The sequence below is a fragment of the Mycobacterium sp. E796 genome, assembly GCF_001672815.1.
Lineage (GTDB): Bacteria > Actinomycetota > Actinomycetes > Mycobacteriales > Mycobacteriaceae > Mycobacterium.
Map to the genome: position 1 here is coordinate 1 of NZ_LZKK01000233.1, position 13,950 is coordinate 13,950.

14 protein-coding genes and 1 pseudogene are annotated in these 13,950 nt (G+C 69.9%); 7 read left to right on the forward strand and 8 right to left on the reverse strand.

All coding sequences use genetic code 11. The annotated features are described in order from the left end of the window. Together A5706_RS16975 and A5706_RS16980 are read right to left on the reverse strand one after the other, a co-directional pair. Nucleotides 1–853 (reverse strand): PE family protein (locus A5706_RS16975; protein WP_156767186.1); only part of this gene is annotated, 853 nt, incomplete at its 3' end. Between the two features lie 58 nt (nucleotides 854–911). Further along, nucleotides 912–1,406 carry a MarR family winged helix-turn-helix transcriptional regulator gene (locus A5706_RS16980; RefSeq protein WP_068132640.1) on the reverse strand — a complete coding sequence of 165 codons (495 nt, stop codon included), beginning with the start codon at nucleotides 1,404–1,406 and terminating at the stop codon, nucleotides 912–914. Between the two features lie 87 nt (nucleotides 1,407–1,493). On the opposite strand from A5706_RS16980, the pseudogene A5706_RS35290 reads away from it, so the two are divergent. Next, nucleotides 1,494–2,168 (forward strand): annotated as a pseudogene (locus tag A5706_RS35290) (hypothetical protein); the annotation flags it as partial. Between the two features lie 792 nt (nucleotides 2,169–2,960). On the opposite strand, the gene A5706_RS16990 reads toward A5706_RS35290, so the two are convergent. Genes A5706_RS16990 through A5706_RS17000 form a run of 3 tightly spaced genes read right to left on the reverse strand, consistent with a single transcriptional unit; the run spans nucleotide 2,961 to nucleotide 6,480 of the window. Beyond that, on the reverse strand, nucleotides 2,961–3,800 hold the full coding sequence (locus tag A5706_RS16990) for a transglutaminase family protein (RefSeq protein ID WP_068132641.1): 840 nt from the start codon (nucleotides 3,798–3,800) through the stop codon (nucleotides 2,961–2,963). Then, nucleotides 3,800–4,777, reverse strand: a complete 978-nt coding sequence (locus A5706_RS16995; protein ID WP_068132642.1) for an alpha-E domain-containing protein — start codon at nucleotides 4,775–4,777, stop codon at nucleotides 3,800–3,802. The genes A5706_RS16990 and A5706_RS16995 overlap by 1 nt, the downstream gene beginning before the upstream one ends. Continuing rightward, nucleotides 4,777–6,480 (reverse strand): circularly permuted type 2 ATP-grasp protein, encoded by a 1,704-nt coding sequence (locus A5706_RS17000; protein ID WP_068132644.1) that lies wholly within the window; start codon nucleotides 6,478–6,480, stop codon nucleotides 4,777–4,779. Before A5706_RS17000 ends, A5706_RS16995 begins: the two co-directional genes overlap by 1 nt. A gap of 156 nt (nucleotides 6,481–6,636) precedes the next feature. Between A5706_RS17000 and rpsT the strand changes: the two genes are divergently transcribed. Further along, nucleotides 6,637–6,897 (forward strand): 30S ribosomal protein S20, encoded by a 261-nt coding sequence (rpsT, locus tag A5706_RS17005; protein WP_066930353.1) that lies wholly within the window; start codon nucleotides 6,637–6,639, stop codon nucleotides 6,895–6,897. A gap of 23 nt (nucleotides 6,898–6,920) precedes the next feature. Here rpsT and holA read toward each other — a convergent pair whose 3' ends face one another. Genes holA through A5706_RS17020 form a run of 3 tightly spaced genes read right to left on the reverse strand, consistent with a single transcriptional unit; the run spans nucleotide 6,921 to nucleotide 10,332 of the window. After that, nucleotides 6,921–7,871, reverse strand: a complete 951-nt coding sequence (holA, locus tag A5706_RS17010; RefSeq protein WP_156767188.1) for a DNA polymerase III subunit delta — start codon at nucleotides 7,869–7,871, stop codon at nucleotides 6,921–6,923. 44 nt (nucleotides 7,872–7,915) lie between these two features. Then, the gene (locus tag A5706_RS17015; RefSeq protein ID WP_156767187.1) at nucleotides 7,916–9,472 is read right to left on the reverse strand and encodes a ComEC/Rec2 family competence protein; all 1,557 of its coding nucleotides are present in this window, start codon (nucleotides 9,470–9,472) and stop codon (nucleotides 7,916–7,918) included. 5 nt (nucleotides 9,473–9,477) lie between these two features. After that, nucleotides 9,478–10,332: a ComEA family DNA-binding protein gene (locus tag A5706_RS17020; RefSeq protein ID WP_068132649.1), complete on the reverse strand. Its 855-nt coding sequence runs from the start codon at nucleotides 10,330–10,332 to the stop codon at nucleotides 9,478–9,480. 136 nt (nucleotides 10,333–10,468) lie between these two features. Between A5706_RS17020 and A5706_RS17025 the strand changes: the two genes are divergently transcribed. The 5 genes from A5706_RS17025 to A5706_RS17045 all read left to right on the forward strand — a co-directional run bounded on the left by A5706_RS17025 (nucleotide 10,469) and on the right by A5706_RS17045 (nucleotide 13,944). After that, entirely contained in the window at nucleotides 10,469–10,879 is a 411-nt protein-coding gene (locus tag A5706_RS17025) for a phage holin family protein (RefSeq protein WP_068132650.1), read from the forward strand. Next, nucleotides 10,866–11,099: a DUF3618 domain-containing protein gene (locus A5706_RS17030; protein ID WP_068132652.1), complete on the forward strand. Its 234-nt coding sequence runs from the start codon at nucleotides 10,866–10,868 to the stop codon at nucleotides 11,097–11,099. The genes A5706_RS17025 and A5706_RS17030 overlap by 14 nt, the downstream gene beginning before the upstream one ends. A gap of 135 nt (nucleotides 11,100–11,234) precedes the next feature. Then, the gene (locus A5706_RS17035; protein ID WP_068132654.1) at nucleotides 11,235–12,395 is read left to right on the forward strand and encodes an acyl-CoA dehydrogenase family protein; all 1,161 of its coding nucleotides are present in this window, start codon (nucleotides 11,235–11,237) and stop codon (nucleotides 12,393–12,395) included. Between the two features lie 7 nt (nucleotides 12,396–12,402). Beyond that, nucleotides 12,403–13,509: an acyl-CoA dehydrogenase family protein gene (locus tag A5706_RS17040; RefSeq protein WP_068132657.1), complete on the forward strand. Its 1,107-nt coding sequence runs from the start codon at nucleotides 12,403–12,405 to the stop codon at nucleotides 13,507–13,509. A 3-nt stretch (nucleotides 13,510–13,512) separates the two neighbouring features. Continuing rightward, complete coding sequence (locus tag A5706_RS17045; RefSeq protein ID WP_068132662.1) at nucleotides 13,513–13,944, forward strand: PPOX class F420-dependent oxidoreductase; 432 nt, start codon at nucleotides 13,513–13,515, stop codon at nucleotides 13,942–13,944. Nucleotides 13,945–13,950: the final 6 nt, after the last annotated feature.

Below are 13,950 nucleotides of genomic sequence, written 5' to 3' on the forward strand. Positions count from 1 at the left end.
GGTGCTCACAGAACACCGCGGCGAGGCCGCCATGATCCTCGGCCCACGCGCACATTTCGGGCACGGCGCCGTACAGCAGCCCCGCCCGCGCGCCGTTGCCGCCGGCTCCGCCGATGCCGCCGGTGTTCGAGTCCGTTCCTCCGACGCCGCCCGCGCCGCCGGTGCCGAACAGCCAGGCGTGCCCGCCGAACCCGCCCGCGCCGCCCGCGTGGCCGGTGAGGGCGTTGCCGCCGGCGCCCCCGGAACCGCCGGGCCCGCCGTTGCCGAACAGCCATCCGCCCGTGCCGCCGACGCCCCCGGTGCCGGCGAAACCGTTGACGACAGTGCCGGGCGCGCCGCTGCCGCCGGCGCCGCCGTTGCCGATCAGCCCGGCCGGCCCACCATTACCGCCGGGCGCCAGCGCGGCCGTGCTGTCCCCGCCGCGACCGCCGTTACCGAACAACAGGCCACCGGCCCCGCCGGGTTGCCCGATCCCGCCGACGGTTCCGCCATCGGCGCCGTTGCCGATCAGCGGGCGTCCCAGCAACGCCTCGGTGGGCGCATTGATCAGGCCGAGCAGGGTTTGCTGAACATTCGCGGCCTCGGCGCTGGCGTAGGCGCCGCCAGCGGCGGTCAGGTTTTGTACGAACTGGTCGTGCAGCGCCGTCATCTGGGCGCTCACGCTCTGGTAGCTCTGCCCGTGCGATCCGAACAGGGCTGCGATCGCCACGGATATCTCGTCCGCGGCGGCGGCCTCCACGGCAGTCGTCTGGGCCGCCGCGAGCGCGTTGGCTTGCCTGATCGCCGAACCGACGCCGGCGATATCGGCCGCGCCCTCCAGCATTGCTTGTGGCCCTGCGACTACAAACGACATCCGGCACCTCGCGCCTTCGTGGATGTACTGCCGAGGCGGATCCTACCGCTATCCGGGGCTAACCGGCTGGGTTTGCCGGTCGACCGATCGATTTGTAGCCGGGGTGGACATGCGGCGCCAGCCCCTGCTGCCGTGCCACCGCCGCAAGCAGCTCCCGCAGGGTGCCGTACTGCTCCGCGTCGAGCGTGGCGGCGAACCGGAGCTCGTGCTGGCGTGCGAGCTCGGAGAGCTTGCGCATCAACCTTTTTCCGGCGGCGGTGAGGTACAGGGCGTGCAACCGGCGATCGTCGGGGTTGCGGCGCCGCTCGACGTAGCCGCGTTCCTCCAGTTCGTCGACGTAGACGACGACCCGGCTGGGCAGCATGCCCAACTGGGCGCTGAGGGCCTGCTGGCTGCGGCCGGGTTCCGCGGCGATGGCGCGCAGGATTCCGGCGTGCGGGGGCGTCAACTCGAGGGTGGCCACCTGTTCGGCGAACAGCGTCGCCGCGTGATGGCCGAGCTGAGCCAACAGGAAGGCCACACCGTCGGGACGGTCGCCGGGAACTGATGCCACCAGGCCATCATAGCGTTAGCGAATGATTCGTCCTGTGAATCATTCATGGGCTTGTGGAGTAGCTGAACTCAGCATATCGTTCATCACATGAACGATTCACGAGCAGATGGAAATCGGCCGGTCGCCGGCCGTCGGCGGCAGGGCGGACCGCCGCTGGTGTTGCTTGCCGTCGTGAGTGTCGGGTTGCTGTTCGGCGGCCTCGCGATCGGGGTCGCGCTTGGCGGCGTGATGCCGTTGCCCTACGGCCCGGCGGCCCCAGTCATCGCGTACGTCCGCGGCCAGCCGCTCGCGGTGCAAGTGATCGCCACCGCGGTGTTCGCGTCGTCGGTGCCGTTGGCGATCTACGCGGCGACGGCCAGCGCCCGGTTGCGGCAACTCGGCGTCACCGCCCCGGGCGCGACGATCGCCCTCGCCGGCGGGACGCTGGCCGCGGGTGCCCTGGGCCTGACCGGGTTGCTGGGCTGGACGCTGTCACGGCCGGACGTCAGCGCCGACGCCGCGCTGGTCCGCGCCGTCTACTTCCTGGTGTTCCTGGTCGGCGGCCCGGGCCACATCGTGGCGCTGGGGCTGCTGGTGGCGGGCATGGCGGTGCCCAGCCTCGTCTTGGGATTGACGCCGCGCCCGGTGGCGTGGACCGGCCTGGCGATCGCCGCGCTGGCCGAAGCGGCGACGTTGGTCCTGGTGTGGCCCGAACTCGGGGTGATCCTGCCGATCGCGCGGGTCTCGGCGCTGGCCTGGCTGGTCGTGGAGGGCGCCCTACTTCCTCTGCGCCGCAACGATATTCGCCGGACGGCGGCTACGAGCGCGCGGGCGGGGCTGCTGTACGGCGCCGGCGGCGCCGGCGGCAGCGGCGGGCCCGGCAGCCTCGACGGCGGCCTCGGCGGCCACGGCGGCAGCGCCACGCTGTTCGGCAATGGTGGACCCGGCGGCAGCGGCGGCAGCGGCGGGGCCAGCAACGTCGCGAGCAGCGGCGGAGGCGGCGGGGCCGGCGGTTCCGGCGGGGTTTTCGGCAACGGCGGCGCGGGCGGCGGCGGCGGATTCGGCAACCTGCAGGGCGGCGCCGGCGCCAACGGCGGATCCGCTGTGCTGCTGGGCCACGGCGGCGCCGGCGGGACCGGCGGGGGCGGCGGCGGCAACGGAGGAGTTGGCGGCCAGGGCGGATTCGTCTATGGCGACGGCGGCATCGGCGGCGGCGCCGGAGCGGGCACTGCGACACACACGGTCGGCGGGCACGGCGGTGACGGCGGCGCCGCGATCGGTCTGATCGGCAACGGCGGCAACGCGGGCGCCGGCGGAACAGGATTTGGCGCCACCGGGCCGGGCGGCGTCGGCGGCAACGGCGGATCCGGCGCGCTGTTGCTCGGCAACGGCGGCCGCGGTGGCAACGGCGGCCCCGCGACCACGCCGTTGGGCGGCTCCGGCGGTAGCGGCGGGAATGCTCAGCTGATCGGCTTCGGCGGCGCCGGCGGCACCGGCCTCGACGGCGGCTCCGGCGGGGCCGGCGGCGCCGGCGGCAAGCTGTTGGGCCTGCCGGGCCCGCACGGCTAACGGCCTTCAGGCCAGCCGGGTGACCTCGACGACGACGTCGAGGTCGGTCGCGCCTTCGCCGGAGTAGATGCCCTTCAGTGGGGACACGTCGGCGTAGTCGCGGCCGACGCCCACGCTGACGTATTGCTCGTTGATCTCGCTCTCATTGGTGGGGTCGTAGTTCCACCAGGAGCCGATCCAGGCTTGCAGCCAGGCGTGGCTGCGACCGTCCACGGTGTCGCCGACGACGGCGTCACTTTTCGGATGCAGATATCCGGACACATAGCGCGCGGGAATCCCCATGCCGCGCAACAGGATCAGGGAAAGATGAACGAAATCTTGGCAGACACCCTGGCCGGCGTGCAGCGCCTCAAGGCCTGACGAGTGCACGCTGGTGGTGCCCGGCAGATAGTCCAGCTCCTCATGCACAAACTTGGCCGCGGCGACTACTGCCTCGGCGGGCTCCCGCCCTTTGGCGAGCCGTTTGTAGATGGGCCTCAGCCGCTTGGGGTCCGGGGTGCGATCGGTCGGAGTCAGAAATTCGTCGAAGCGATCGATCACCGCCTCGGATTCCAGGTCGTCCCAGCCGACGTCGGTTTCGGGCCGCTCCGGCCGCTCGGTTTCCACGACCGAAGAAGACGTGACCGTCAGATCGGTGTGCGGCGCATGTAGGTCGAATGCCGTGACGGCGGTGCCCCAGTAGTCGGTGAAGCGATAGGAGCGGGTCGCCGGGATGGTTTCCACCCGGTTGAGGATGACGTTTTGCCGGGCGTCCGATTGCGGCGTCAGCCGGGCCTCGTTGTAAGACGCCGTGACCGCCGATTGGTAAGCAAATCCTGTGGTATGCACCACCCGCAGCCGCCACATCAGGTGTCTCCGTTGCGGGCAACCAGCTCAGCACTGTGACCGGCATCCGACCAAGCCACCCATGGTGTGACATGAAAGTACTGCTGCGACAACGCCTCCCCGACGTCGTAGCACGTCTTCTGCAGGGCAGCCAGCCGGGTCTCGAGCGTGTCGAGTAATACGCCCGGCGGCATGAATTCCAGTTCGCTGCGCGCCTGCCCGAGCAGTCGCTGCGCTTCGACGGTGGCCCCCACCCGACTCTGTGGGTTGTGCACCAACTCTTCGATGCTGTGTTCGGCGAGCCTCAGCGAGTAGAACACCGATCGAGGGAACAGTCGGTCCAGCAACATGAACTCGACCACTCGACCGGCGTCGAGCGCGCCGCGGTAGGTGCGCAGGTACGTGTCGTGCGCGCCGGCCGAACGCAACAGCGTCACCCAGGCCGGCGAGGACGCGCTGTCCCCCACCCGCGACAGCAGCAACCGCACCGTCATGTCGACGCGCTCGATCGCGCGGCCCAACACCATGAAACGGTATCCGTCGTCGCGGGACAGGGTGGAGTCGGCCAGGCCGGCGAACATCGCCGCGCGACCCTCGATAAACGACAGAAATTCATGCGGGCCAAGACGTTTGGCGGCACGTTCGCGTTCGGGTAAGGCGTTGTAGGTGGTGTTGAGACACTCCCAGATCTCGATGGATGTTACTTCCCGCGCCGACTTCGCGTTCTCACGCGCCGCCGTGATCGCCTCGACGATCGACGTGCCACCACGGTCGTCGGTGCTGTAGGCCACCAGATCGGTCAGCGACCAGACATCCAATTCGTCATCGGGGGGCTCGACGCCGAGCACCCGCAACAACACCCGTGATGCGTGGTCAGGATCAACGCTCGAATCTTCCAGTAATTGATGCAGCGCGACGTCCAGAATGCGTGCGGTGTCGTCGGCCCGCTCAACGTAGCGACCGATCCAGTAAAGCGCTTCGGCGTTGCGGGCCAACATCAGTGGACCACCCCTCGCTGCTGGTGTTGCTCTTGTTGCGGCTTCTGCTTCTGCCCCTTCTTCGGCGGCTCGGACTCGCCGGGATGGTCGCCGTTCGACTGCTGCTGGGTCGAATTGTCAACACCCGCCTTGGATTTCGGCAGCGAACGCACCACTTCGGCGGCCCCCAGCTCGCGGTCGGCCGCCGATGCGCGCGACGACGCCAGCACCCAAGTGTCTTTCGAGCCGCCCCCCTGGCTGGAGTTCACCACCCGCGAGCCCTCCTCTAGCGCCACCCGCGTCAGACCGCCCGGGAGCACCCAGACGTCGTCGCCGTCGTTGACCGCGAACGGACGCAGATCGACGTAGCGCGGAGCCAGGGAGCTGTCGATCTTCGTCGGCACCGTCGACAGCTCCATCATCGGCTGCGCGATCCAGCTGCGCGGATCGTCGCGGATTTTCTTGCTGACGGCGGCCAGCTCCTTCTCGGAGGCGTCCGGCCCGAACACGATGCCGTACCCGCCGGACCCCTCGACCGGCTTGATGACCAACTCGTCGATCCGGTCGAGCACCTCCTCGCGTTCGTCGGCTAGCCAGCAACGGAAGGTCTCCACATTTGCCAGCAACGGTTTCTCACCCAGGTAGTACTCGATCATCGTCGGCACGTAGGTGTAGACGAGCTTGTCGTCCCCGACGCCATTGCCGATCGCGCTGGAGATGACGACGTTGCCGGCGCGCGCGGCGTTGACCAGACCGGCGACCCCGAGCACCGAGTCGGGCCGGAACTGCAGCGGGTCCAGGAAGATGTCATCGATGCGCCGGTAGATGACGTCGACCTGGGTTTCGCCCTCGGTGGTGCGCATGTAGACCTGGTTGTCCCGACAAAACAGGTCACGGCCCTCGACGAGTTCGACGCCCATCTGGCGGGCCAGCAGCGAATGCTCGAAGTAGGCCGAGTTGTAGACGCCAGGGGTCAGCACTACGACGGTCGGGTCGGCCTCGTTGGTGGCCGCGGAATTGCGCAGCGCCCGCAGTAGGTGTGCGGCGTAGTCGTCGACCGCGCGCACCCGGTGACTGGCGAACAGGTTGGGGAAGACGCGGGCCATGGTGCGCCGGTTCTCCATCACGTAGGACACCCCCGACGGCGAGCGCAGGTTGTCCTCGAGTACCCGCCAGGTGCCCTTCTCGTCCTTGATCAAGTCGATGCCGGCTACGTGGATGCGCACGCCGTTGGGCGGGACGATGCCGGATGCCTGTCGGTGAAAGTGTTCGCAGGACGTGATCAGCCGGCGCGGGATGACGCCGTCGTTCAGGATCTCCTGATCGCCATAGATGTCGTCGAGGTACATCTCGAGGGCCTTGACGCGCTGGATGATGCCGCGCTCGAGCCTGGCCCATTCGGCGGCCGAGATCACCCGCGGCACCAGGTCAAGTGGGAACGGCCGCTCCTGGCCCGACAGCGAGAAGGTGATGCCCTGGTCAATGAAGGCACGGGCCAGCGCTTCAGAGCGGGCTTCGAGGTCGGAGGCGTCCGACGGCGCGAGCTCGGCATAGATGCCCTTGTACGGGCCGCGGACATTGCCCTGGGCGTCGAACATCTCGTCGAAAGCCAGCGCGTAGGCGTCCGACGCCAGGTTGTAGCCGCCGAAAATCCGCTCGTAGCGCGCCACAGAACGCTTGGCACCGCGCGATCCACGCCTGGTTTTGTCCAGTTGAAGACTCACTTTTCAGATGGTGCCTCACATCGACGTTCTGGCAGGCCACGGGCTCCCATTTTGGGAGAAAACGTAACCGACTGATAACCTGGGCAGTCGCCGTCGGGTGTGGGGCGGCCCCCTTTTGACTCGAGCAAAGACCAATTTCAAAGAAGGAAATTACGCGTGGCCAACATCAAGTCGCAGCAGAAGCGCATCAAGACGAACGAGCGCGCCCGCCTGCGCAACAAGTCGGTGAAGTCCTCGCTGCGTACCGCCGTCCGCGCGTTCCGGGAGGCCGCCGACGGCGGCGACAAAGAGAAGGCCGCGGAGTTGCTGGTCTCGACCAACCGCAAGCTGGACAAGGCGGCCAGCAAGGGCGTGATCCACAAGAACCAGGCCGCGAACAAGAAGTCGGCGCTGGCGCGGGCGCTCAACAAGATCTGAGCACCCGGGCTTCTCGGGGCCTGCTAGCGGCCCCGGTCGGCCACCAATTCGGCAACCTGCCGGACCGCCGATTCCAGCGCGTAGTCCGCGTCGGCGACGGCCCCCTTAACGTTGGCGTTTAGCTCCGCCACGACTTTCATCGCGACCGCAACCGTTTCGCGCGTCCAGCGCCGGGCCTGCTTCTGGGCCTTCTGCACACGCCAGGGCGGCATGCCCAGCTGCGACGCCAGGCGGTACGGGTCGCCGGATAGCGGTCCCACCCGGCCGATGGTGTGCACGGCCTCGGCCAGCGCGTCGGCCAGCACCACCAGTGGCTCGCCGCGCATCATCGCCCAGCGCAGCGCCTCGGTGGCCCCCGCGACGTCGCCCGCCACCGCTTTGTCGGCGATGTCGAAGCCCTTCACCTCCGCCTTCCCGCTGTGATAGCGGCGCACCGCTGCGGCGTCGACGTGACCGGCGGTGTCGGCGACCAGCTGCGAGCATGCGGCGGCCAGCTCGCGCACGTCGGACCCGACGGCGTCGAGCAGTGCCGTCACCGTCTCCTCGTCGACCTTGACCCGCAGCGCGCGGAACTCCTTGCGGATGAAGTCGACGCGTTCGCTGAGCTTGGCGATCCGCGCGCACGGATGCACCTCGGCGCCCAGCGATTGCAGCTCTGTGGCGAGCGCCTTGGCGCGCCCGCCGCCGGAGTGCACCACCACCAGCACCGTGCCGGCCGGTACGTCGGCGGCCGCCGCGGCGATGACCGCGGCCGCGTCCTTGCCGGCCTCGGCGGCCGCCTCCAGCACCACGATGCGCTCGTCGGCGAACAGCGACGGGCTGAGCAGCTCGGCGAGCTCGTAGGTGCCGACGTCGCCGGCCCGCATCCGGCTCACCGGGACGTCGTCGGTGCCGGCGCGGTCGCGCGCCGACCGCAGCACGTCGGCCACGGCGCGCTCGACCAACAGCTCCTCGTCCCCCAGCACCAGGTGCAGGTGCGCAACCTCGCTCACCCCCCGATGGTGTCACGCGACACCGACTAACCGGCGAGCGCTCCCGACAGCGACCAGGCCAGCGCGCACACGGCCGCCGCTCCCCCCGCCCACCCGAACGCCCGGCGACACCAGCGCCAGCGCCACATCAGCCTGCCCACCAGAACTACCGCTACGGTGGCCGAGGCGACCAGCACCACACCGGGCGCACCGGCTGGAACCGGCAGCGTCGCCGCGGGCACGCCGGCCGACCACCTCGCCACGTTCACGACCCACCACAGTTCCGGGCCGGTGAAGCGGATCAACAGCTGCGCGCCGGCAGGCCACGCGACACACAGCAGGGCCGCCGCGCTGCCCAGCACCGTGACCGGCGCGATCACCGGCGCGACCGCGAGGTTGGCGGTCACGGCGACCAGGCTGACGCGGCCCGAGATGCCGGCGACCAGCGGGGCGGTCACCACGTGTGCGGCGCAGGCGACGGCGAGCGCATCAGCGAGCGGCTTGGGCCAGCCCTTGTCGACCAGGCGCCGCGACCAGACCGGCGCGATCAGGATCAGCGCGGCCGTCGCCAGCACCGACAGCGCAAAGCCCACGTCGACGGCGAGGTGCGGGGCGACTGCCAGCAGGATCAGCACCGCGGCGGACAGGGCCGGAATCGCCTGCCGCCGGCGCGACGACAGCACCCCCGTCAGCGCGATGGCGGCCATCACGGCGGCCCGCAGCACGCTTGCCGTCGGCTGCACCACGACGACGAACGCCACCAGCGCCACCGCGGCGAGGGCGACGGCGGCGCGCGGCCCGATCAACCGGGCCGAGAACAGCACCGCCCCGCACACGATCGTGACGTTGGCCCCCGACACAGCGGTCAGGTGCGTCATGCCGGCCGCCCGAAAGTCGCGGCTGGTCTGGCCGGTGACTGCCGAGGTATCGCCGAGAACCAGGGCGGGCAGCATCGCAGCCTCGTCGACGGTCAGGGTCTCGCGGGCGGCGGCGGCAAACCGGCCGCGCACGGAGTGTGCGGCGCGCTGCACTACGCCGGCGGTGCCCAGCGTCGGGCGGCCCGACGCGTTGAGCACCGCGACGGTCAGGTCATGGCGGCCCGGACGGCTGATGCGGGCGGTGAACCGCACCGGCCGGCCCACGGTGAGGTCGCCGAAGTCCGACGCCCGGGCGAAGACGACCACTCGACCGGACATCCTGTCGTCGCGCAAGCGCTGCATGGTGGCGCGAAACATCAGCCGGCCCGGGCCGAGGGGCACCGGGCTCTCGGTGGGGCTGACCGTCACCGGGGCGGCCGTGCCGAACGCCGCGGTGATCGGGTGGTGAGCGACCGCCTCGCTGCGCAGCGCGATCGCCAGCCCGAACCCAGCGCCCACCACGCCGACCGCCACCAGGCCGGCGCCCACCGTCCGCACCCGGCGGGCCCGGGCCGGCCCGAGCGCCGCGCGGCAGGCCAGCGCCGCCCCCACGCCGAGCAGCACTACACAACAGCCCGCGAGCACCCGTCCGACCGGCCAGCAGATACCGGCGGCGGTGACCAGCCAGCCGGTCAGCGCGGCCGGGACCAGCCGAACATCGACGTGCGCGGTCGCCGGGTCGCGCACAGCGGTCAGACACGCACCAGCGGGCGCAGTTTCTCCAGCCGCGCCGGGCCGATTCCGTCGACGTCGGCGAGCTGGTCGACGCTGGTGAATTTCCCGTTCGCCTGCCGCCACGCGACGATGGCAGCGGCAGTGACCGGCCCGACCCCGGGCAGGGCATCCAGCTGCTCCTGGGTCGCGGTGTTGAGGTCGAGCGCCTCACCGGCCTTCGGCTTCACCGTCCCCGAGACCGGCCCCGGCGTCCCTGCGGCCGGCGACGTCCCCGCGGATACGGAGCTGCCAAGCGCCGTCCGCTGCCCCGCGACGGGGGCGAGCCCCACCACGATCTGCTCGCCGTCGCCGACGGGGCGGGCCATGTTCAACCCGATGGTGTCGGCGCCGTTCACGGGTCCCCCGGCGGCTTGCAGGGCTTCGGCGATGCGGGCGCCGGGCGCCAGGGTGACCAGCCCGGGGGTGCGCACCAGCCCGACCACGCTGACCACCACCGGCCGGTCGGAAGCGGCAGGCTGGCCGGCGCCCGGGCTCGCCGACGACCTGGGGCTTGCGGTCGCGGCCTTCTCCACCGGCGGCAGCTTGGCCGACGTCACGGGCGCGGGCCGGTCGCGTACCAGGGTGAACACCGTCACCAGCACCGCGAGGGCGGCCACCACCGCCAACGCGATGGCACCGGCGCGGCCCGGGTCGGCGCGCATCTTCGCCACCCAACCCCGGTTCTCGGCGGCGTCGGGAAGCCAGCGCGGCAACAGCGAGTTCGGGTCCTCTGATTCGCTCGGGGCCGGGGACTGGTCCTCCGGGTCCGATTCGTCGGCCGGCTCGGCGCCCAGGCGTCGCTGTAGCCGCTCGGCGGGCAGTTCTGTTCGCATGCGCCGACCGTAGGCGCGCCGACCGCCACCACGGCCGCGCGCGACTTCGCCGCGGAACCGGGATGTGGACGAATCCGAGGCTGTGCAAAAGAGGATGCCGGGTTTGCCGTGCCCATGCGGGGGTAGCCAGCCGCGTATGAACCCGGAGGCAAAGCCGACGTCGGACGCTTCGATCGGCGAGCTGATGAGTCAGCTTTCGTCGCAGCTGTCACGGCTAGTTCGCGACGAAATGCAGTTGGCGCAGAAGGAAATCGAGCGATCGGCGAAACGCGCGGGCATCGGCGCGGGACTGTTCGGCGCGGCCGGAATTCTTGCTTTAGCGGGCCTGGCCAGCCTGATCGCGGCGGGCATTGCCGCGGTGGCGCTGGCAGTGCCGGTGTGGGCAGCCGCCCTGATTGTCGGCGCGGCGCTGTTCGCCGCGGCCGGGGCGGCGGCGCTGCTCAGTAAGCACCAAGCCGAAGAGGTCGCACCGGCGGCGCCCTACACCGTCGCCAACATCAAGAAAGACGTCCAGAAAGTGAAAGACGCCCGCCATGACCGGAGCTGAACGGCCGCGGGGTCCCGGAACTCCACCGGTTGGGCCCGACGCAAGCATCCACGAACTGCAGGCCGACATCGAGCAGACGCGCGAGCAACTCGGCGCCACCGTCGAAGCGATCGCCGGCAAGGCCGATAGGATCCGGTCCGCTGCGCCGCGCCTGGCGATAGCGGCCGTCCTCGGCGTGGCCACGATCATCGGCTTGGCCTGGTGGCGACGCCGGCGCTGAACGCCCGGCGGTGACGGGGCGGCGCCCGTGCCCCCCGGTTAACGTTGAACGGCGTTGTGCGCCTAACCTGCAGGACGAGACTGCCGGTCTGACGCTGATTCTTCATCCGGTGGTCGCTCGACAAAGGAGGCTGCCATGCAACTGGCGCTCACACCGGAGGAAGCCGCGTTCCGCGACGAGCTTCGCACCTTCTACACCACCCAGATACCCCAAGAGCTGCGGGACCGGGTGCGCCAGGGCTCGGCGTCGGTGCGCCGCGAAGACATCGTCACCAGCCACAAGATCCTGCACGAGCACGGTCTGGCGGTCCCGAGTTGGCCCGTCGAATGGGGCGGCAAGGACTGGACGCCCACCCAGCACCAGATCTGGGCCGACGAAATGCAACTCGCGTGCGTGCCCGAGCCGCTGAACTTCAACACCAAGATGGTCGGCCCGGTGATCGCCGAATTCGGTTCCGAGGAGATCAAACAACGCTTCCTGCCGCCGACGGCCAGCCTCGACATCTGGTGGTGCCAGGGCTTCTCCGAGCCCGAGGCCGGCTCCGACCTGGCGTCGCTGCGCACCACCGCGGTCCGGGACGGCGACCACTACATCGTCAACGGCCAGAAGACGTGGACAACGCTCGGCCAGTACGCGGACTGGATCTTCTGCCTGGTGCGCACCGACCCGCAAGCGCCCAAGCGCCAGGCCGGAATCTCGTTTCTGCTCTTCGACATGAAGACCCCGGGCATCACGCTGCGGCCGATCAAGACGATCGACGGCGGCCAGGAGATCAACGAGTTGTTCTTCTCCGACGTCCGGGTGCCCGCCGATCAGCTTGTCGGACAAGAGAATCAGGGCTGGACGTACGCGAAGTTCCTGCTCGGCAACGAACGCACCGGCATCGCCGGCGTGGGACGCACCAAGGTGCGCCTCGCCGAGGTGAAAAAACGCGCCGCCGAAACCGGGGTGCTCAACGATCCCCTGTTCGCGGCGCGACTCGCGGAGGCCGAAAACGAGGTCCTGGCACTGGAACTCACGCAGTCGCGGGTGGTGTCGGACTCCGCGGACGGCCAGCCCAACCCGGCGTCGTCGGTGCTCAAGCTGCGCGGCAGCCAACTGCAGCAGATCGCGACCGAGCTGCTGGTCGAGGTCGCCGGCCCGGACGCGCTGCCCGCCGACGGGGAAGAGATTTCATCGCCCTCGTGGGCGCAACACAGCGCGCCGCACTACCTCAACTACCGCAAGACGACCATCTACGGCGGCAGCAGCGAGGTACAGCGCAACATCATCGCGTCCACCATTCTCGGATTGTGAGGCAGCCATGGACTTTCAATTGACCGACGAGCAGTCCCTGCTGCGCGACACCACGCGCGACCTGCTCTCGCGCACGTACGACCCGGAAAGCCGCAACAAGGTCATCGGGAGCGACCTCGGCTGGAGCCGCGAGGTGTGGAGTCAGCTAGCCGACACCGGGATCCTCGGCCTCGGGTTCGAGCCGGACGAGGCCGGCCAGATCGAGATCATGGTGGTGCTCACCGAGGTCGGGCGCCGGTTGGCCCCCGAACCCATCCTGCACGCCGCGCTCGCACCGGGTGCGCTGATCGCCGAGCTGGGCAGCGACGCCCAGAAGCAACAGCTCGACGAGGTCGCGGCCGGGCAACTCCTGCTGGCCTTCGCCCACCTGGAACCGGGGCATCGCACCCCGTCGGCCACGGTCACCACTGCCGCGACGCGGCAAGGTGATTCATGGACGTTGAGCGGACGCAAGAACCCCGTGCTGGCCGGTGACTGCGCCGACGCGTTGGTGGTCAGCGCCGCGCTGCCCGACGGCGGCACCGGCCTGTTCCTCCTCGACGCGGATTCGGTCACCCGGCATCCTTACCGGACCTTCGACGGACAGCGCGGCGCCCAGGTCGATCTCGACGGCGCCGCCGCCGAACCGCTCGGCGAAGGCGGGGACGCCTCGCTCGCCATCCGCAACGCCGTCATCCGCATCCAGTCGGCGTTGTGCTCCGAAGCTGTCGGGGCCATGGAGGAAGCGCTTCGCCTGACCACCGACTACCTCAAGACCCGCAAGCAGTTTGGCGTCACGCTCAACAAATTTCAGGCGCTCACCCAGCGGGCCGCCGACATGTATGTGTCGCTGGAAGTGGCGCGCAGCATGAGCTTCTACGCCGCGATGTCGATCGCCGACGGCAACCTCGAACCGCTGATCGCGTCACGCGCCAAGGTGCAGATCGGGCGGTCGGGGCGGCACATCGCACAGGAATCGATCCAGATGCACGGCGGAATCGGCGTCACCGCCGAATATCCCGTCAGCCACTACGCGGCCCGGCTCACCGCGATCGAACACACGCTGGGCACCTCGAGCGACCACCTGCACAACCTGATCGACCATCTCGGCGACTACGACCTGGCCCGCCTCTAGCGCATGGCCGAACCCGCAGAACTTTCCGCCCGGGTCGTCGAGTTCCTGTTGGCAGGCACCCGCACCGGAATGTTCGGGTACGTTGCCGCCGACGGGCGGCCGCTGGTCGCGCCGGTTTGGTTTGTTGTCGAGGACGGCCAACTGGCGTTCACCACCGGCCGGGACACCTCGAAAGGCCGTGCGCTGGCCAGGGATTCGCGGGTCGTAATCTGTGTCGACGATCCGCATCCGCCGTACTCGTTCGTCCAGGTGCAGGGCCTGGCGTCGGTGAGCGAGGATCAGCCGGACGTACTCGACGTCGCGACGCGGACCGGCGCGCGCTACATGGGCGCCGACCGCGCCGACGAGTTCGGCCGCCGCAACGCCGTCCCCGGCGAACTGGTGGTGCGGGTGCGCCCCACCAAGGTCATCACCGGATTCGATATCGCCGACTGACGCGCC

Bases quoted from the DNA above. Each gene is read 5' to 3' on its own strand.
- A5706_RS16990 (WP_068132641.1), bottom strand. From the start codon at position 3,800: ATGTGGCGGCTGCGGGTGGTGCATACCACAGGATTTGCTTACCAATCG.
- A5706_RS16995 (WP_068132642.1), bottom strand. From the start codon at position 4,777: ATGTTGGCCCGCAACGCCGAAGCGCTTTACTGGATCGGTCGCTACGTT.
- A5706_RS17020 (WP_068132649.1), bottom strand. From the start codon at position 10,332: ATGCGAACAGAACTGCCCGCCGAGCGGCTACAGCGACGCCTGGGCGCC.
- A5706_RS17025 (WP_068132650.1), top strand. From the start codon at position 10,469: ATGAACCCGGAGGCAAAGCCGACGTCGGACGCTTCGATCGGCGAGCTG.
- A5706_RS17030 (WP_068132652.1), top strand. From the start codon at position 10,866: ATGACCGGAGCTGAACGGCCGCGGGGTCCCGGAACTCCACCGGTTGGG.
- A5706_RS17035 (WP_068132654.1), top strand. From the start codon at position 11,235: ATGCAACTGGCGCTCACACCGGAGGAAGCCGCGTTCCGCGACGAGCTT.
- A5706_RS17040 (WP_068132657.1), top strand. From the start codon at position 12,403: ATGGACTTTCAATTGACCGACGAGCAGTCCCTGCTGCGCGACACCACG.
- A5706_RS17045 (WP_068132662.1), top strand. From the start codon at position 13,513: ATGGCCGAACCCGCAGAACTTTCCGCCCGGGTCGTCGAGTTCCTGTTG.